9 protein-coding genes and 1 pseudogene are annotated in these 19133 nt (G+C 40.3%); 4 read left to right on the forward strand and 6 right to left on the reverse strand.

Going from position 1 to position 19133, the window contains the following annotated elements; translation table 11 throughout:
* Positions 1-35 precede the first annotated feature (35 nt).
* From CKV69_RS06030 to CKV69_RS06050, 6 genes and pseudogenes are all read right to left on the reverse strand, one after another.
* Positions 36-5207 (reverse strand): YopT-type cysteine protease domain-containing protein, encoded by a 5172-nt coding sequence (locus CKV69_RS06030; RefSeq protein ID WP_223251343.1) that lies wholly within the window; start codon positions 5205-5207, stop codon positions 36-38.
* Entirely contained in the window at positions 5173-7878 is a 2706-nt protein-coding gene (locus tag CKV69_RS10780; RefSeq protein ID WP_016570058.1) for a two-partner secretion domain-containing protein, read from the reverse strand. The genes CKV69_RS06030 and CKV69_RS10780 overlap by 35 nt, the downstream gene beginning before the upstream one ends.
* A 29-nt stretch (positions 7879-7907) precedes the next feature.
* Positions 7908-9638 (reverse strand): annotated as a pseudogene (locus CKV69_RS06035) (ShlB/FhaC/HecB family hemolysin secretion/activation protein).
* 322 nt (positions 9639-9960) lie between these two features.
* Positions 9961-10704, reverse strand: coding sequence for a 2-succinyl-6-hydroxy-2,4-cyclohexadiene-1-carboxylate synthase (gene menH / locus CKV69_RS06040; RefSeq protein WP_016504323.1), 744 nt, complete (start codon positions 10702-10704; stop codon positions 9961-9963).
* A 41-nt stretch (positions 10705-10745) separates the two neighbouring features.
* Complete coding sequence (gene menD, locus CKV69_RS06045) at positions 10746-12452, reverse strand: 2-succinyl-5-enolpyruvyl-6-hydroxy-3-cyclohexene-1-carboxylic-acid synthase (protein ID WP_016504324.1); 1707 nt, start codon at positions 12450-12452, stop codon at positions 10746-10748.
* Positions 12453-12464: 12 nt separating this feature from the next.
* Positions 12465-13760: an isochorismate synthase gene (locus CKV69_RS06050; RefSeq protein ID WP_014326318.1), complete on the reverse strand. Its 1296-nt coding sequence runs from the start codon at positions 13758-13760 to the stop codon at positions 12465-12467.
* Between the two features lie 169 nt (positions 13761-13929).
* Here CKV69_RS06050 and CKV69_RS06055 point away from each other — a divergent pair, with 169 nt between their 5' ends.
* The 4 genes from CKV69_RS06055 (at position 13930) to CKV69_RS06070 (ending at position 19119) form a co-directional block, all read left to right on the forward strand.
* Positions 13930-15144, forward strand: coding sequence for a pyridoxal phosphate-dependent aminotransferase (locus CKV69_RS06055; RefSeq protein WP_014326319.1), 1215 nt, complete (start codon positions 13930-13932; stop codon positions 15142-15144).
* Positions 15145-15328: 184 nt separating this feature from the next.
* Positions 15329-16342 carry a Fe(3+) ABC transporter substrate-binding protein gene (locus tag CKV69_RS06060; RefSeq protein ID WP_014326320.1) on the forward strand — a complete coding sequence of 338 codons (1014 nt, stop codon included), beginning with the start codon at positions 15329-15331 and terminating at the stop codon, positions 16340-16342.
* Between the two features lie 78 nt (positions 16343-16420).
* Positions 16421-18079, forward strand: coding sequence for an ABC transporter permease (locus CKV69_RS06065; RefSeq protein ID WP_014326321.1), 1659 nt, complete (start codon positions 16421-16423; stop codon positions 18077-18079).
* A gap of 2 nt (positions 18080-18081) precedes the next feature.
* On the forward strand, positions 18082-19119 hold the full coding sequence (locus CKV69_RS06070) for an ABC transporter ATP-binding protein (protein ID WP_014326322.1): 1038 nt from the start codon (positions 18082-18084) through the stop codon (positions 19117-19119).
* Positions 19120-19133 lie beyond the last annotated feature (14 nt).

Consider the following 19133-nt stretch of genomic DNA (forward strand, 5'->3'; position numbering starts at 1 on the left):
AAAATTTTTTCTGATTTAACCGCACTTTAGCGCACTTACTTGGTTTCTGCGTGATAATTCACTACATTAAAGAAGCGTTTACCTTCTTTTTTACCCGCATAACCACTCTTCTCCCAAAATGCTTCTTTGAGCCAACTTTCAAATTTTTGATGGCTTGGGAACGTCATTTCGCCGAAGTTTGGATCGAAAAATACGACTTTTTCGCCTTGAACAAGCGCCGACACAGTATGTGAACCGCCTTCAAGATTAATCGAGATTTTCTTCGCGCCAGCAGTATCGCTACCCGTATCTAAAATCGCTTTGGTCAATGCGGAAATATCACTTTTCGATACCGTACCCGCCACTTCATCACGACGGCTCAAATCGCCGACTTTTTTCTCTTTCGGTACTACGCCTTGCTCTTGTAACCAATTATCAGTCAATTTGAATTGCTGCGTCGCACTGCCACTTTGCATAAACTCTGTTTGCAGTTTCTTAATCGAGTCAATCGCCTCTTGCTTCAAGTGACCTTTCTTACCGCCTTCGTACATCGTATTCCAGAAGTCTTCACCTTGGCTACGGACTTTGTTCGCAATCCAGTGGGCACACGTGGATTCACACACACCATGTTGCGTATCAACGTGTTTCACAATTTCGTTGTAAACTTCACCTTTAGATTGTGCATATTTAAAGCTGACTTCACCACCAAATTCTTCCACTGAAGAACGCACTGCATCAATTTTATGTTTCACTTTCAATGGCTGAAGTTGATCAGAGAGTTTCTGTAAAAAGCTTCTTGGTTGCTCCACTAACGCACGTTGTTGGACACGCTCTGTCACTGGTTTACTCACAATTTCTGTCTCAGTATTGACCGCACTTTCGCGCTGTTCTGCTTCCTTTTCTCCCTGTTTTACAATTAGTGTAGGAGATTCAAAAGGAATCGTTTCATACTCAGATTCAGTAGAAGAAGCTTTTACTCTTGGTTGAAGAGTCGCCCCTTCAGATGTGGATCCGCTTGCTGGTGCCTGTTGGCTTGACGAATCCGCATTAGCATCATTTCCTCCCTCTGGTTGCGTTGCTGGAATTGGTGGTAAAGGGCGTTTCGCATGAGATGTACTTTCCCCAATTTCTGCATAAATCGGATCACCAGCTATCTCTACTGCTTTTGCTTTACCTTGATTTGGTAATTCTGGTAAAGGATCTGTCGCTTGTCTCCCTCGAGGCAAGGTCACTTCGGCGTATTCAGACCCGATTTCAACCTTATTACGTTTAAAGTCTGCATTACTGTCACCAACGCGATTGTATGGATTATTCGCAATTTCCTCATACACATGGTTTTCGGCTTCGGCTTTATGACGAGCGATATCAGAATTGCTGTCGCCTAACTTACTATAAAGGTCTGGGATTTCTTCATATATATGAGTACTGCTGTCGTCAGCGGCATCGGTTGTCGCGTTATCTTCTTTAGCTGGAGACAATTTCTCTTTCGCCTTCTTACCCAGTTCCACAATATCAAGCGTTTCAAAGCTAAAATGTGTGCTCGCATAATTATCATCACGTGTAACTTCTTTTGCGAGGCTAAGATCTTTTTCTACTTGTCCAACAATCTTACTTTGATCTGGATTCACACCTGCTAACGTGGATTTCTGTGTCGCTGCATAATGTTTTTGTTCTGCACGTCTACCACGCAAATTCAAGGCAGAAACGCCATTTTCATTTGCACCGATTGAAACACCTGCTGACCCACCATCTTTATCATGGCGGTCATGTAGAACGGTACTGTTGACTTGCCCTTTCACATTAAAATCACGAGGTTCACCTTTATTAACAATATAACCTGCTTGTAAATTCAGATCCTGAATTTCACCTGAGATCTGGTTAGCACGAATACCCGCTTGTTTATTTACAGTACCTCGCGTTTCCGTTTCATGGCTATAACCTAATCCTACATTACCCGTCGGTTTAACAATGGTTGAGGTTGAAAGGGAGGCGCCCACTGAAGCACTATAGTCAACACTATGCTGCGTTCTGTGTAACGTATCTTGCTTCGAAATGATGTTCGTTTTCCCTTTGACATGCAAGTCAAGCTTGTCCGCATGAATATTCGAACTTTCTAAGTTAAGATCGCCACCAGCTTCAATTTTCAAATGTTGGGCTTGTAATAAACTGTTATTAAATGATTTTTTACGTTCATGACTAATACTTTCATTACCTTCAATGCCAACGGATACACCTGCCGTACATCCCGCATTAATGGCACTACAGCCCGCATTTGCTCCACCATAAATTTTCATTCTAGACAGTCTTTCGTCTGATTGGCTGTCTTTCTCACCGGCTTGGATATTCACATCTTGTTTCGCTTTTAGGGTTAAATTGGTTTTTTCTGCACTCTCTACATTTTTCAGATGAATGCTGCCTTCACGCGCAGAAAGCACCAAATTCCCTCCTAACTTCGTACGAATATCGCTAGATTCGGTTAGGTGTTTTATTTCTTTCGTGCGTTCAAATGCGCCTTTCACTGATCCACCAACTAAATCCCCCGTGATCACATTCAAGACATCACTTGCCTGCTGTAACACGACCGTACCATCTTGTTTAATCCCATTCTGCGCATCAATAAACTGTTTGGCTAAATGACTTACCGCATCGGCAATCGCAGAATGAGCTTCTGCCTCTGGACCAATTTTTAATGTGGTACTTTCAATGTGACGGTCGTATTCATCTTTTTGTTTCGTCGAGGTAATGTCGCGAGCAGATAGCTCAAACCCTTGCTTCTGTGTTGGTTTTTCTTGCGCAAAAAACTCGGCACTCTTTTCTGACATTAACGCATTGATATCAGATGCAGATAAAACTGGCGAAACGGTTTTATCTGTTTTTGCTGTTTTCGCTGTAACATTAGCATTCGTTGCTGGCGTGTCAGTCTGACCTTTTGTGTTACTCTGCGTTGGTAAGTTGCTATTAATGTTAACACCACCAATGTCCGCATTCCCTAACACATGTAATGTGCCACTTTCAGCTTGTAACTCACTATTAGTATGGGTTAACAACGTTTCCTGTGTTTTCGTATGACGAATCGCCAAACCTAACTCAGCTCCCACACCCGTGTTAGTGGTTGGTACATTGCTAGAAGCTTTGCCACCCTCTTTACTGTTGTAGTCATAACGCGCAGAACGTCCTCCTCCACTTGCATGGGCTGAACCATACAGATGTGAAGTATATTCTTCCGTTTCAAGATTAGTGACATTTTTACCCGCTTGCGTTTTATAGTCACCTTTCACAATCCCGCTTAATTGCTGAGTTTTTAGCGTACTTCCTACTTGATTCACATCCTTTTCAACCGCCAAATGTAAACGATCGACCTCTAGGTTTGACCCCACTGACGTCGCTTTTGAACGTCGCTCTGTATAACTTTCAGCAGGTGAAAAGGTCAACGGACCCGCCTCATAAACATCATAAGATTGTTCCGTCTTATGCGCATCTTTTAAATTCAGATCACCCGTTTTGATAAAGCCAGTTTTTCCTTTCACATCTGAGGCTTGTAGCGTAATACTCGCATTCTTATCTGTTTCTAAATGCAAATGCCCCTCGCTTCTAATCTCAGCACCTTGTACATCACTACCACCAGTTTTGCTTGCATGGGAGCGCGCAAGATTTTCAATCCCTTGCTGTCCAACTAAACGTGTTTCTGTACGGCTTAAGATACTGCCTTTATTTTGGATTTTGCCTTCTGCTTCAATCTTCACGCGGTCACCTGCTAACGTACCACTGTTACTCACATGACCCGCCTTAATCTCAACATCACGAGCATGAATCACGGCATGACCGCGTCCTTGTGATTTTTGCGCTTCAGCTAAGGTTGATTGTGCAAGATAGACTTGTGGCACAAAGACGTCTTTACCTTTTACCTGCGTTTTGACATACCATACAATATCTTGTTTTAATTTTGCTTGTTGTTCTTGGGTTAAGCTTTCCCCTATTTTCAAACCAAGATCTTTCGCTTCAACAGAAGAGTTGTCGATCAATCTTTTGACTAAATCGACATTGCTTAGGTTATATTTTTTCGCCAGCTGATTATCAACTTTTTTCTCAATACTGCGCGTAATCAATTGGTGATCAAAATAGTTATCCCCTAAGACATTGACTTTCTGCTCTGTTTGACTATCAGATGCCACTTGGTTAAAAAAGTAGTCAGCACCTTTATAATCATCTTGGTTAATGTATTTCAATTGCGTACGATAAAGCGGATCAGTTTGTACTTTAGGGCGCGCTTCATCTACCGCTTTAAACAAGCTTTGTTTCGCGATTTCTGTCGCTTTTTTTGCTTCTTCCTCTAAAACTTTCAGTTCTTCTTTGAGTTGTTGCTCCGCTATTTCCTCGGCTTTCTGCTTTTCTGCTTTTTCACGTTGTGCTTTTTCCTCTGCGGCACGTTTTGCCTCTTCAGCCTGTTGTGCCTGTCTAGCAATTTCCGCTTGACGTGCCTCTTCCATTTCACGGGCTAATGCTTCTTGCTGAGCACGCTCCAACGTTTCTTGCGCTTTCGCAACACCGTCTTCTTCTTGACGTTTTTCCTCTTCTTTGAATTTTTCAGTACGTTCTTTTTGTGCCTTCTCTTTATTTAAACGTGCTTTTTCTAATAATTCTTGACGCTTGCGATCTTCGGCTAAACGCTTTTCTTCAAACAAGTGGTGTAATCGCTCTTGCAACGCTCTTGGTAAACTCTCAAAACGTTGATTATTTAAACGTCTTTCCTCATAAAATGCTTCTTCATCAATGTATTGCTCCTCATTCAGTTCTTTCAAATAACTGTTCAGTAAACGACCATTTTTCGCGATTTCATCAGGATCAAGATAGTTAGGTTGCTCGCCCTCAATGATCTTTAATTCATCTTCATCAATTTCTCTTGTTTTCTTGTCTAACTGTACACTGTTATCAATAAATAAATTAGGTATATCAAGAAGCTCTGATAAAGCCGATAAATCAACGCCTGTATCATTAATTTCTTTATCTGCGACTTCAGGGATAAACTCACTTTGTGGCAAAGTTAAAGTATGCTTACCGATCTGCAATTGACCATCAAATCCGCCTTGAATAGAACGCTCGCCATTTTGTAAGCTGTTTGTTTTGAGTGCTAAGCTGCCCGCCAAAATTTTGGCTTTTTGCTCAGGGTAATACACAAAACTGGTCGGATTTTGTTTAAAGGCTTTCCAACGTTGTGTCATTTTGTTCATGAGAAAGTTGATGCCAGTTTTCCCCAAAGGCAGCCACCATCCCTTTCTGTAACATTGGAGAATGTCTTACTTGTTGTAATAACTTATACGCACTGAAGTTCTCTGCTGAATAGAGATTCGCTTTAATAATTGGCGATGGCGATAATAACGCATCGAGAAAATCACCAAAGGTTTTAAAATTTCTTTCCGTATTCCCTAATCGAAAGAAAATATGACGAGTATAAGGTTTGTAGTGAATAGTCACATCCGCTTCTTGCTGGAAGAAATGTGATAATGCGTCAAATTTAAGCAGTTTCATTTCATTGACAATTTCATCTGCATCAGAACGGAAAGTGCCTTTCACATTAATCACACCATGATTCGTAATACTGGAGAAACCTCTTTCATTATCTCTTTTCGAGTTAAAGATCAAATTACTGTCTGTACGAAGCGAACCAAGTTGTTGCACCTCAACAACAGGCTTGTCGATTTCTTTTACGTTGACGTTTAATTCATAGAAGTTATTATGCCAACCATGTTTTGCCGTTTCATTGATACGATAATAACGCGTATAATCTTTTTTCAGATCTTGATACTCAAGACGACCTGTGAGAGTAACATCATTAATTAACGCGTTTGCATTGATCGTCGCGTCACCTTTAGCAAAAATATTCCCTAAATTGTACACCGTGCGATCCGCTGTGAGGTTCATGGCGCCTTCAGAATGGAGTAGACTCTTACCTTGATTAATAAGATATCCTCCTTGGTTTTCTCCTCTTTTCGCGCTCAGATTCAAACTTTTACCCGCCCCCAAGATACCGCCTATGTTATAAATGCTGCCTTGTTCGGTATTAATCGTTAAATTTTGAGCACTTGCTAAGGTACCGTAATTCACAAAACCAGACTTGGTATTGATCGTGATATTCGCGTTTAATTGAATATTTTTCGCTTGATCAATTTGAACATTTTTTGCCGTGATTTCTAAGTTGTCTTTTGCTGTGATAAAGTTATTTCCTTCAGTCACAAAACTGGTGTCATCTTTAAAAGTGAGCTTGGCATTACCGTTACTGTGAATTAGCCCAGTGTTGACAAACCCCGGCGCTAACAATGAAGCGCCTTTTAAGAAACTCAGTGGTTGATTAACCCCATCCTCAAGTAAAAGATCACGACCTTTGGTTTGAATATCAAGTTCGCTAGACGCATAGATTTCTTTACTATTGACTAAATTATCAGCATCTAGCGTCACTTTCTTGCCGTAAATGCTACCTTTATTGGTTAATTTATTGGTTGTTGTGCTCAGCTCATTAGCAATAAGTTTCGCGTTATCTTCAAGATTCACACTCTTACTTGCTGTAATTTTGGCACTCGTTTTGGCAGTTAATTTCGCATTTTGTCTTACTGTTGTTTCTTGTGCTTGAATATCGACCGCTTTGTTGGCTTTAACTTCCTTACCAATAATAACGTGCTTACCGCCTTTAACCGTAAAATTCCCTTCCGCATGAGCTTTGGCATAATTCTCATTCTGATTATTTTTTGTATTGCCTAATTCAACATCGCCCTCATGGGTTTCAATTTGAATATCCGCCTCAGATAAAATAATGCCATCATGTTTTACCCCAGCGCCTTTATCCGTTACGATTAATTTGATATTTTTACCGTACATTGCACCGGTACTCGCACCGCTAATCGCAATTTCACCTTGTGCCTCAGCGGTATGCTTTTCTGTCACTTGATGTGTCTTTAAATCATATTTACTGTTACCTGCGACAAAAGTGATATCGGTTTCGGAATTTCCTGTTCTTTCTTTTGTAATCGCTTGTTTTTGTTCAATCTTTTTGGCAATGATATCCAAATAAGGTAAGCCATCTGTGGCAAATCCATCCACCCCAATTGTCACTGTACCTTGCGTGACATTTAACTGCATTTGCTCAGGATCAATGGTACTACTGGTTGTTGCCACAAAACGATTGGCATTAATGGTTTTTACCCCATTAAGCACAATGCCATTTTGGTTCGCAATCACCAAATCGGCTTTTTGCCCTAAAATTTCAAGGGCGCCTTCAATTTTACTGGCATCCGGTCCAGTCACCTGATTTAAGATCGCTTTTGCTTCACTACCTTCCGTTAAATTCTGGTTACCTGGCAAATACCCCACTAACTGTGAGCGTTTTTCCTTGGCGCTATTGTTAAATACCGCCCCATTTGGGATGTTGAAGTGTTTAAAACGGTTATCTGAAATGCCCTTTTGGTTTGGTTTTGCAATATCAACAATGATGACATTATTCTCAGTATGTTTGATTTTTGTTTGATGCTCCCCTTTATGATGCTCTCTATCTAATTCCACATGATAGCTGTTGCTATTCGTCACATCAGTTAATTCAGGTTTTCTTTGTACCACTGAATCTGTATCAGAGGCTTGTGCCATAAGAGGAAAAGACACCACACTTAATAATAAAACGGCGTATTCTTTCCAAGTCAACGACATCAATGTTGAAACCGGATTAAATGCGGTTTTGACTAATACAGAAAGGGTCGAAAGCGGCGAGTTGAGCGCTGGTTGAGAAGCACTTATCTCGGTGTCAGAAACGTCTTTTGATGAGGCATTTCCTACTGCAGAATTAATCGTTTCAGCAACAGGTACAAGACAGCCTTTAGTTTTACTAAAAATGAGTTTATAGCGATTTTTATTCATACTAAGTTAATCCTTCAACTTAAAAAACATTAAAAAGAAACAGAACCACTGACGTAATAAACCGGTTTTTTATCCTGAGGTTTCACTTTTCTTACCGTGTTGAGTGGTTGAGCATAAGTGAATGAGAAATTGAATAATCTCACTTGTCCCTTCACCCCTAGCGCAAAACCTGCAAGGGTATCTGTTTGATGAGATTGTTTGACATGTACCTTACCAATATCTACCCCGACGAAAGGTGATATTTGAGAAAGGTAAGCTTTTTGTGGATAAAACGGGATGCTAAGGGTTTGTGAAAAATACGCACCACTGTCGCCTGAAGCAGCTCCACCTTTAAATCCTCTGACAGTATATTCATCACCAATAGAAAATTGATTTTCCGAATACAAACTATCAAAGCCATATTGAGCACCAATACGCGCTTGGTAAGTCAGCGATCGATCAAACATGACTATTGGACGGAGCCAGTTAACACTTCCTGACAATAATTTTAAAGTTTTTTCACGTTTTGTGTCATAGGCTGAATAATCCGCACCAAACCATCTCAACCCATTCGCATAAGCAATATCACTGTAGAGCTTGCCATAGCCTAAATTCGTCACATAAGACAAGCCAATATTCAGCTTATTATTGTGATAGTCACCTATCTCAATATCTGAGAAATAACTCAAGCGTTTTTTAAATTCTAATTCACCGTACACAGACAAAATTGTCTCTTTATTACGCAATAAAACGTGGGATAACTTCAGTGTTGCTGTCTGTGTTTTTCCCGAAGAGGTGTAAACGTCATTCTCCCCTTGAAGGCTTTTCTTATATTCCGATTCAGCTAACTTCAGTTCTAAAGTCGAGAAAGACAGAGGTTGAACATAAGACAACGCATAATTACGTTGTTGGTTTGCTTTACTGTGCTTATAAAAACGGTAACCTGTCGAAAAAGACCATCGATCATTGGTGCCGAGTAAGTCACTCCACGCAACATTGAGACTGGCTTGATTACGTCCATTGGCATTATTTTCTGTCCCTGAATTATTGATACTCAAGGTTACCTCAGGCCAATCGTTTCGGACTCGTTCAATATTAAGATTAGATGCGCCTTTTTCCTTACTTGCTACGACACTGACTTTGGCACTTTTGTTAGTCGTGTTCAAAATTTCTACCATCTGATCAATATCATAAACATTGAGTAATTTGTTTTTCAGATTTGGCAACACAGCTAACATGGCTTTATCTCTAAAATGCGTCGCTTTCTCACCCGCCACGAGAATATCGTTAACTGTTCCCCACAAAACCACAAATTCGAGATCACCATTCTTGATCTTCGGATTTTTTAAACCTATGGCACTGGTCACATAGCCGGAACGATACAGCAAATCAGTAAGATCTTTGACGAGTTGAAAAACGACCTTGGTTGACAAGGGTTTATTGAGATAGCGCTGGCTCACTTCATCGAAATTTAAAGCGCCGCCCTTTCCACCTAAATCAATGGTTATACGCGTGATTTTTTTCGATGTTTCATCTACGCTATCTGTCGCAAGGGTTGACTTTGCCTCTTCTTCAACGGCTTGTTTATCTTCTAAAAACTGCTGCGCTTTTTTGAAATTTTCATTCACATTTTCAAATTGTTGTTTGTTTTTTAAATGGAATAATTCCTGTGTGAGCAGATTTGTTTCCTGACTATAAGCAAGAGTTGATTGTCATAAAAGAAAGGTTGCTGAGCAACTTAAAAATAAGTACTTTAACCTGTTAAATTGATATTTTCCCATAAAATCTCCGTATTTTTGAGAACAAAAATGCTACTACAAAAAAATCAAAATTATTAATCAATCTGGTTGTACCAGTATTTATATTACGAAGGGAGTACAAAATAAAATAATAATGTGCAAATATCAACCCAACAAAGATTAAAATTTAACTCATTTGTATAAATATTGATAAAAATCATATTATCAATAAGTTAGGCTATTTTTAATACATTGAATAATGTTAATGGAATGAAGTGCTTAGGAAAACATTGAAGTGAATAAAATATAATCAAAAAAAAAGAAAGCGGACAGGGAATAAACAAAGCACAAACAAAAAAAGATATTAAACACCAAATGAAAAATGTGTTTTGATGTTATTTGCGAAGACGGTTGGCTGCTCCACATGAGCATTATGTCCTGCCTCCTGAATAACAACCAATGGTAATTTTGTCTGCTCTGCCATTTGTTTAAATTTATAGTCTTTTTCGCCACAAAAATAGTAAATCGGAAACGTGGATGCAATCAGGTAAGGACGAAAATCAGGTTGTTTGGCTAAACTGGTGGCGAGCAACATATTCGCGATATGTTCACCACAATGTATAGCACGTTTTTGAATCAAATCTTGGCGGGCCTGTGGCGTGAGATGTGAGAAAACCGGTTGTTGATACCAATCTTCAAGAACGGACGCCATCGGTTCTGTTCTAAAACGTGTTGCCCAAGCAAGATCTTGTTGCCAACGTATTTTTCTCTCTTCATTGTGCTGTAAACCTAAATTCGCCCCTTCTAAGATCAATCCATGTAAGTGGTGTTTTGCATTCGTCTTAGACAAATAGGCAAAAGCGTAATACAACGCAATACGCCCTCCTAAAGAATAGCCGACCAAATAATAAGGTTGATCACCTAGCTGTTGTAGTTGTTGCTCTACATAAGCACAAGTTTGTTCAAAATCTGTTACACATACGGTTTTCGCGTTATCGTGAAAAGGTAAATCTAAAGCAAGACAGGAAAAGTGCGGTAAATTTTCAATCACTTTTTGCCAATCGTGCTTGCTCCCTAATAAGCCATGTAAAAAAACAAAAACAGGCATTCTGACTCCTTAAAAAATGCCCGCCAAGCGAGCATTTATTTTTATTCACCGATCACCGCATAGCTAATTTGCTCAATCAGGCGCTTATAAATCGTACTGGCATCACTCGCCCCCACTTTAATCTCAATTAATGTGGTTTCACGGCGTGAATAGGCAACTTTTAATACCGCGCCTAAATCTGCCCAAGTATAAGGACGTGCATATTTTAAATCAAAGGTTTGCGCGAGCTGTGAAAACTCTAAATGATGTGGCATGCGATAATACTTTTCTTTCACATCCGCCTCAACAGGCAACATATCAAAAATCGCACCACCATTATTATTGATCACAAAAATGATGGTCGGTTGAGTGACTTTTTTAAACAACGCAAGGGAATTAATGTCGTAAAGGGCAGACACATCCCCGATCATCGAGACTAAAGGTTGATTTGCACCAATCCCAATGCCTGCGGCGGTGGCTAAAAGACCATCAATACCACTTGCTCCACGGTTCGTATAAACAGGATAACCTTCTGGTAATTTCGCTAACGCATCGACTAAACGAACAAATAAACTGTTGCCTAAAAATAAAATGCCGTTGTTGGATAAAATACGGTCTAAATGGTGAGCTAATGATGCCTCATTTAAATTACCACCGACTTGTTTCTCAATAAAACTGGCGCAGAATTTAGACAGCGCAAGGGGTTCAAGTAACCACGGTTTTTGGCGCAATGGCGGATGTGCACGTAACCAATGATGCACTTTCGCATTAAAGCGTGTATGTGCATGATGATTTGGGTCGATTAAGCCCGTACTTTGTTCAACAATCCAATATTCTTGTTTAAAGGCTGCTAAGAATTGATTCACACGTTTACTAATAAACCCAGAGCCAAATTGAATAACAATATCCGCTTGTAATAATTTTTGCTTAACTGTTTGATTCGCTAACCAAATATCTGCATAAGGTAAACTGGCTTCAACACTCGATTGAACATCTGTTAAAGCAATCCAGCCCATAGTATTTGCCCAAGCCATAATGCCCATAGTTTGTTCCACGGGTAATCGCCCAACAACAATGACTCCTCGCATCGTCCGCCAATGATCCCAATTGGCGTGCATCAAAACTTCTTTCTGATCTGTTTGTTGTTGTATCCAAGGTTTATGTTGGTTTAACCAACGTTGAATAGGCACCAGCCAACTATGTGCCTCGATATCTGTTTCACTGGCTTCATAAAGGGGCTCAGCAAAAGGCACATTAACATGAACAACACCGGGTTGACGGGCTTGTTGATAACAGGCTTGCTCTAAACGAGAAATTAACCAATCGGCGCTGTAATCTTGACTTGGGCGCGGTAAATTAACACTTGCAACAGGATAATCCGCATACATATGCGGTTGTACAATCGCTTGATTTGCCCCGCATTCGATCAATTCTGGAGGACGATCAGCAGTAAGAACAATCAGATTTACTCCCGTTTGACGCGCTTCAATAATAGCAGGATATAGATTCGCCGCTGCCGTGCCAGAGGTGACGATTACGGCAACAGGCTTTTTGCTGACTTTTGCCAATCCTAACGCAAAAAAACCAAGTCCACGTTCATCAAAGTGAGTGTGGCAAGTCACACGATGACTATCTTGCAAACGTATCGCTTCCAAAGTCAGAGGAGTAGAACGAGATCCTGGTGCAATACAAAAATGCGCAACACCTTGGCGAACCAGGGTTTCCAAAATCACTTTTGACCAACAACGATTAAATACGCTTATTGACATATCTGTTCCCTTTTATAATTGATTCTGTTGCAATAACGATACTAAGCCCATAGCTTTACGCTCAATCTCTCGCCATTCTAACAATGGAATAGAGCCTTCAACAATCCCAGCCCCAGCAAAAACACATAATTGACTGTCATTTTCTGCCTGTTCAATAAAAGCAGAGCGTATCGTGACACAAAAATCCGCATACGCGGGTCCCATAACGCCCAATGTCCCCGCATACCAAGTGCGGTCGAAATTTTCTAATTTTCGTAACGCCTGTTTAGCTTCCAATTGAGGTAACCCCGCCACCGCTGCAGTCGGGTGCATCGCAAGTAAGATGTCTTTATCCCCACAACCTGCTTTTAGTTGTGCCGAAATTCGGCGTCGTAAATGTTGTACTTTACGGAGTTTTTTAAGTTCGACCTTTTCTATCGTAATTTGTTGCACAAAGGGCTGTAAATTTTGGCAAATGCCATCCACAACCAATTGATTTTCATATTCGTTTTTCTTGTCGTGCAACAACCAATCACTTTGCTGTTGATTTTGTTGTTCATCTTCCCCCATAAACGCGGTGCCCGCTAAGGCTTCCGTTTTTAATTGTAAACCGTGACGACGATACAATAATTCTGGGCTAGAACCAATAAAGGCACGCTGTTCACTTTCTGCTAACATAAAGTGATAACAACCTAGATTATATTTCTCACTTTCCGCTAACAAATCCGTTGCGGCTAACGGCGCCGCTGTTTTAAAGCAACGCTCATTCGCTAAAACAATTTTACTTAACTCGCCTTGTTTAATTTTTTGCAAGCCTTGTTCAACCCAACGGCACCATTCTGCCTGATCGGCTTTTTGCGAAATGAGGCTTATCTCTTGCTTCACCGTTTGAAGTGCGGTTTGTTTTTCAAATTTGCTTAAACAAGCGAGCGCTACAAGCTTATCTTGCTCGAATTGCTTTCCATCAATGAATAACGTTATCGTCATGCCGTCTTGACGTTGCTGTAATAAAAGACGCGGTAGCACAAACAACGCGTCACCATAAAACTGTAATCCACCGAGCAAAGCCAACTGCTGTTCTTGGATAAAGTGTGCCGCTGCACTGACATCAGAGAACTGACGAACCTGACCAATCGACGCCCATTTTGTCGCACCATCTCGCCCATGCAAATAAAACTGAGGATAATATTGCTGTGCTTTCAGCCAAGCTAACAAAGAAAAGGTTGTTTCAGTATTGCACTGAAATACCACAATATCGCGATCTTTCTCCGGTTGATAAGCATTGATTTGTGCAATAAATTGTGCTTTGATTGACTGCAAATTATCCATATTGAAAAAGCATTGTTTTCGATAAAAAAATAAGTTAAAAATAAGCGTTAATTCTACCGCACTTTAATAGAAATTTTTACAAAATCTTTTCTCCCGCCTTAAATAAGCGTAAAGTGTCGTTATTTTATCCAATATCAATCGTTTCCGTTTACAAGCATAAGGTCTATCTATGGCGCATTTTCCTAAATCAGATAAATTAGAACACGTTTGTTACGATATTCGCGGACCTGTTCATAAAGAAGCACTTCGTTTAGAAGAAGAAGGACATAAAATTCTCAAGCTTAATATTGGTAATCCCGCCCCTTTTGGTTTTGAAGCACCAGATGAAATCTTAGTTGATGTCATTCGCAACTTACCCACCGCACAAGGCTATTGTGACTCGAAAGGCTTGTATTCTGCACGTAAAGCTATTGTGCAATATTACCAATCAAAAGGCATTCACGGGGCGACGGTGAATGATGTGTACATTGGTAACGGGGTGTCTGAATTAATCACCATGTCATTACAAGCGTTGCTCAATGACGGTGATGAAGTGCTGATTCCGATGCCAGACTATCCGCTTTGGACTGCCGCAGCGACTTTAGCCGGTGGTAAACCAGTGCACTATTTATGTGATGAAGAAGCGAATTGGTTTCCTGATGTGAATGATATCAAAAGCAAAATCACAAAGCGTACTAAAGCGATTGTGGTAATTAATCCTAATAACCCAACGGGTGCAGTATACAGTAAAGATTTGCTGTTAGAGATCATTGAAGTGGCGCGCCAACATAAATTGATTATTTTTGCCGACGAGATCTACGATAAAATTTTATATGATGATGCAGTGCACCACCATATTGCCGCCCTCGCGCCAGATATTTTAACCGTCACTTTTAATGGGTTGTCGAAAGCCTACCGTGTCGCGGGTTTCCGCCAAGGTTGGATGATCTTAAACGGACCGAAAAAAGCCGCTACGGGTTATATTGAAGGGCTCGATATGTTGGCGTCTATGCGACTTTGCGCCAATGTGCCAATGCAACATGCGATTCAAACTGCGCTAGGTGGCTATCAAAGTATTAATGAATTTATCCTTCCCGGTGGGCGTTTGCTTGAGCAGCGCAATAAAGCCTATGAGTTAATTAATCAAATCCCTGGGGTAAGTTGCGTCAAACCGCAAGGTGCGATGTATATGTTCCCGAAAATCGACATCAAAAAATTTAATATCTATGATGATGAAAAGATGGTGTTTGATTTGTTAGCACAAGAAAAAGTGTTATTAGTACATGGACGTGGTTTCAACTGGCATTCCCCTGATCATTTCCGGATTGTCACTTTACCTCATGTTCATCAAATTGAAGAGGCGCTCACGAAACTTGCTCGTTTCTTAGCCCACTATCATCAATAATTCTTGCTACTTACGGCAAACCGTTTCCCTGATGTTTCGGTTTGCCTTTTTATTTTCTGCCTTCTCGACCATTTCGCTTTCCTCGCATTATTACAAGTAAGAATAATTATCATTGACTTAAATCAATTTATTGGTTAAATTGACCGCACTTTTAACCGTAAACACTCATCTGAGGAATGTGATTATGAAAAAAATCTCAACACTTGCATTGGCTTTATCTGCAGTGATTTCAACATCCGCTATGGCGGCAAATGAAGTTAACGTTTATTCTTACCGCCAACCTTACCTAATCGAACCTATGTTAAAAGACTTCGAAAAAGACACTGGCGTAAAAGTCAACGTGATTTTTGCGGATAAAGGCTTAGTGGATCGTGTAAAACGTGAAGGCGAGTTAAGTCCAGCAGACGTATTATTAACAGTTGATATCAGTCGTGTGATGGAAATTGTAAAAGAAGGTTTAGCGCAACCAATCCACAGTGAAACCCTTGAGAAAAATATTCCAGCGCAATTCCGTGATTCCAAAGACGAATGGTTTGCTTTAACAACGCGTGCACGTGCCATTTACACTGCAAAAGATCGTGTGGGTAAATTACCAGCTGACTTCACTTACTACGATTTAGCAAAACCTGAATACAAAGGCAAAGTCTGTGTGCGTTCGGGTAAAAATGCCTATAACGTTTCTTTAGTTGCCTCTATGATCGCACATGATGGCGAAGCGAAAGCAAAAGCGTTCTTAGAAGGCTTAAAAGCGAACCTCGCACAAAAACCACAAGGTGGTGACCGTGATCAAGTGAAAGCGATTAAAGAAGGTATCTGTGATTACGCGTTAGGTAACAGCTATTACTTCGGTAAAATGTTAGACGATGAAAAACAACGTAGCTGGGCAGAAGCGGTTTACATTAACTTCCCGAACCAAAAAGCGCAAGGTACACACGTTAATATCAGTGGTGTAGCCATTGCGAAACACGCGCCAAACAAAGCCAATGCGGTGAAATTTGTGGAATATTTAAGCGGTGATAAAGCTCAACATTTATACGCTGAGTTGAACCATGAGTACCCAGTAAAACCAGGAGTTGAGCGCTCTAAACTGGTTGCATCTTGGGGTGAATTCAAAGCTGATGATATCGCTTTAGAGAAAATCGCAGAAAATTATGATAAAGCATTAAAATTAATTGACGAAGTGAAATTCGATCTTTAATTTAGTGACCTGATTTATCTCAACTGGCAAGGGCGACGTTAATGTCGCCCTTTAAATATTATTATAGACGACGCTAAGATGTATTCACTCAAAAAAATCAGCTGGAATTTCACCGCACTTTTTATTGTGTTGTTCTTTCTCTTGCCTTTAATTTCTATTCTTTATCAATCTTGGCAAGCCGATTGGGACAATATTCAACATCTTTGGCAAACCGTTCTCACCGACTACAGTATCAATTCGCTCATTTTGGTTTTAGGCACGGTGTTTTTAAGTTTAGTGTTCGCCATTCCCGCCGCGTGGATTATCTCAACTTACCAATTTGTCGGACAAAAAACATTGCAATGGGTGCTTTGTTTGCCTTTAGCGATGCCAGCTTATTTAGTCGGCTATCTATACACTGATTTATTAGATTATCCCGGTCCGGTACAATCACTTTTACGGGAATACTTTGCTTGGCATAGTCCACAAGATTACTGGTTCCCGCCAATTCGTTCACTTGGCGGCGCCTGTTTCGTATTAGCACTGGTCTTGTATCCTTATGTATTTTTACTTGTTCGTGTTGCTTTATTGGAACAATCAGAAAATTTAATTCATAGTGCCAAAACCTTAGGTGCTAGCCGTTTTTACTTATTTAAAAAAGTCACGTTACCTTTGATTCGCCCTGCTATTGCAGTCGGTGCATCCTTAGTTGCCATGGAAACCCTTGGCGATTTTGGTACGGTCTACTATTTCGCTGTACCAACACTGACAACAGCGGTATATGATACTTGGCTTGGATATGGTGATTTAGGTTCTGCTAGCCAAATTTCTTTGTTAATGCTGTTTATGATCTTCAGCTTATTATGGTTAGAACGTTATAGTCGTCGTAAACAAAAAACCTATCAACGAGGTTATGAGAAAAAGCGCCGTTTAACGCCTCTTTCTGGTTTCAAACTTGTCCTTGCTCAATTGTATTGTTGGGGCTTAGTCAGTATCGCCTTCATTATTCCTTTTGCGAAGCTGATTTATTGGGCTCTGTCTTATTTTGATATCAGCCAAGCGGATAACTTTTTCCATTATGCTTATCATAGCTTATCCAGTTCGGTGATCGCTTCTGTTGTATGTGTACTGTTAGCCCTCTTTTTACACTTTTTTAATCGCCTCGCGTTGCAAAAAAGTCCGATACAGCAGCGTGTTGCACATTATGGCTTACAACTTTCCTCCCTCGGCTACGCCATACCCGGTACCGTCTTAGCTATTGGGATTCTGATCCCTTATACTCGCGCAGATCATTTACTCAATGATCTGCTAAAATCCTTTGGCTTTTCCCCTGTTGGTTTAATTTTCTCAGGATCGATGTTTGCTCTCATTTGTGCTTATACCGTACGTTTTTCTGCCATGGCAATTGGTGGTATCGATGCCTCGTTTCAAAAAATATCACCTTCCTTAGATATGGCAAGCCGTACATTAGGTCAAAACGGCATCAAAATGTTACATCGTGTTCATCTGCCATTATTGTCTAAAGGTATTCTCACCGCATTGATGATGGTGTTTATCGAAACCATGAAAGAATTAAATGCTTCGTTATTATTACGTCCTTTTAATTTTGATACTTTGGCAACCCATGTTTTTACCTTTACTTCCGATGAGCAGCTCGAACAAGCCGCCCTACCTGCCATTGCGTTAGTATTAGTCGGCTTATTACCAGTGATTTGGTTGACACGCTCACTGGTGCTTCATTCCGAAAAAGATCGCTAATTATGAATATATTACAAATATCCCAATTAACTTGTGGTTACAGTACCGAAAACGTCTTACAAAACTTAGATCTGGCGATGGCTCAGAATGAAATTCTCTGTTTACTCGGAGCCAGTGGTTGTGGCAAAACAACGCTCTTGAAATCGATTGCCGGCTTACAAGACATCAGTCAAGGCAAGATTTTGTTTAATGAGCAAAATTTAGCTGGACTGCCCGTGGAACAACGGCAAATTGGAGTTATTTTTCAAGATTACGCGTTGTTTCCACATTTAACGGTGAAAGAAAATATCGCCTTTGGTTTACAGAAGAAAAAAGCGGCAGAAAAAACAGAAATTATTGAAAAAATGACCGCACTTGTGCGCCTCACAGGCTTACTCGAACGTTATCCTCATGAATTATCTGGAGGTCAACAGCAGCGAGTTGCCATTGCACGTGCTTTAGCTTGCAAACCGCGTTTATTGTTATTAGATGAACCTTTTTCCAATATTGATAGTCAAGTGCGTTATCAGATGATTGATGAGATCAAGGACATTTTAAAAAGCCAACAAATTCCCGCGATTTTTGTCACTCATAGCAAAGAAGAAGCCTTTGCCTTCGCTGATAAACTTGCCATTATGGATAAAGGTAAAATTGTGCAAGTCGGTGATGCCGACTTACTCTATCAAATGCCTATCAATAAGTTTGTGGCAGAGTTTTTAGGTAATGTCAATTATTTAACTTGTCGTATTACGTCAGAGCGTAGCTTCAATTCGGTGATTGGTGAATACACCTTTACTCAACCGCTCACCTTTTCCAACGAGAAGCCAATAAGTGTCGGACAGAACGTACATTGGTTAGTACGTCCACAAAGTTTCCAAATTCATCTTGATGAGCAAGGCAGTGGAGTCATTAGTAAAAAGCGTTTTTTAGGTCCTTACTTTCAATATGATGTTAATATTGGCGACGAGTGCTTTATGGTACAAAGTCCGAAAAACTTCCCGCTTGATGCGCAGGTCCGTTTAAATTATAAATGTACCGCGCCTGTTCTTTTTGACATCTAGCCCGCTTTTTTATT

Origin of the sequence: Pasteurella multocida, from assembly GCF_900187275.1 — a bacterium.
Lineage (GTDB): Bacteria > Pseudomonadota > Gammaproteobacteria > Enterobacterales > Pasteurellaceae > Pasteurella > Pasteurella multocida.

What these genes read in the sequence shown, in the direction of transcription:
- menD (WP_016504324.1), bottom strand. Translation starts at nt 12,452, where the DNA reads ATGTCAATAAGCGTATTTAATCGTTGTTGGTCAAAAGTGATTTTGGAA.
- CKV69_RS06055 (WP_014326319.1), top strand. Translation starts at nt 13,930, where the DNA reads ATGGCGCATTTTCCTAAATCAGATAAATTAGAACACGTTTGTTACGAT.
- CKV69_RS06060 (WP_014326320.1), top strand. Translation starts at nt 15,329, where the DNA reads ATGAAAAAAATCTCAACACTTGCATTGGCTTTATCTGCAGTGATTTCA.
- CKV69_RS10780 (WP_016570058.1), bottom strand. Translation starts at nt 7,878, where the DNA reads ATGAATAAAAATCGCTATAAACTCATTTTTAGTAAAACTAAAGGCTGT.
- menH (WP_016504323.1), bottom strand. Translation starts at nt 10,704, where the DNA reads ATGCCTGTTTTTGTTTTTTTACATGGCTTATTAGGGAGCAAGCACGAT.
- CKV69_RS06070 (WP_014326322.1), top strand. Translation starts at nt 18,082, where the DNA reads ATGAATATATTACAAATATCCCAATTAACTTGTGGTTACAGTACCGAA.
- CKV69_RS06050 (WP_014326318.1), bottom strand. Translation starts at nt 13,760, where the DNA reads ATGGATAATTTGCAGTCAATCAAAGCACAATTTATTGCACAAATCAAT.
- CKV69_RS06030 (WP_223251343.1), bottom strand. Translation starts at nt 5,207, where the DNA reads ATGAACAAAATGACACAACGTTGGAAAGCCTTTAAACAAAATCCGACC.
- CKV69_RS06065 (WP_014326321.1), top strand. Translation starts at nt 16,421, where the DNA reads ATGTATTCACTCAAAAAAATCAGCTGGAATTTCACCGCACTTTTTATT.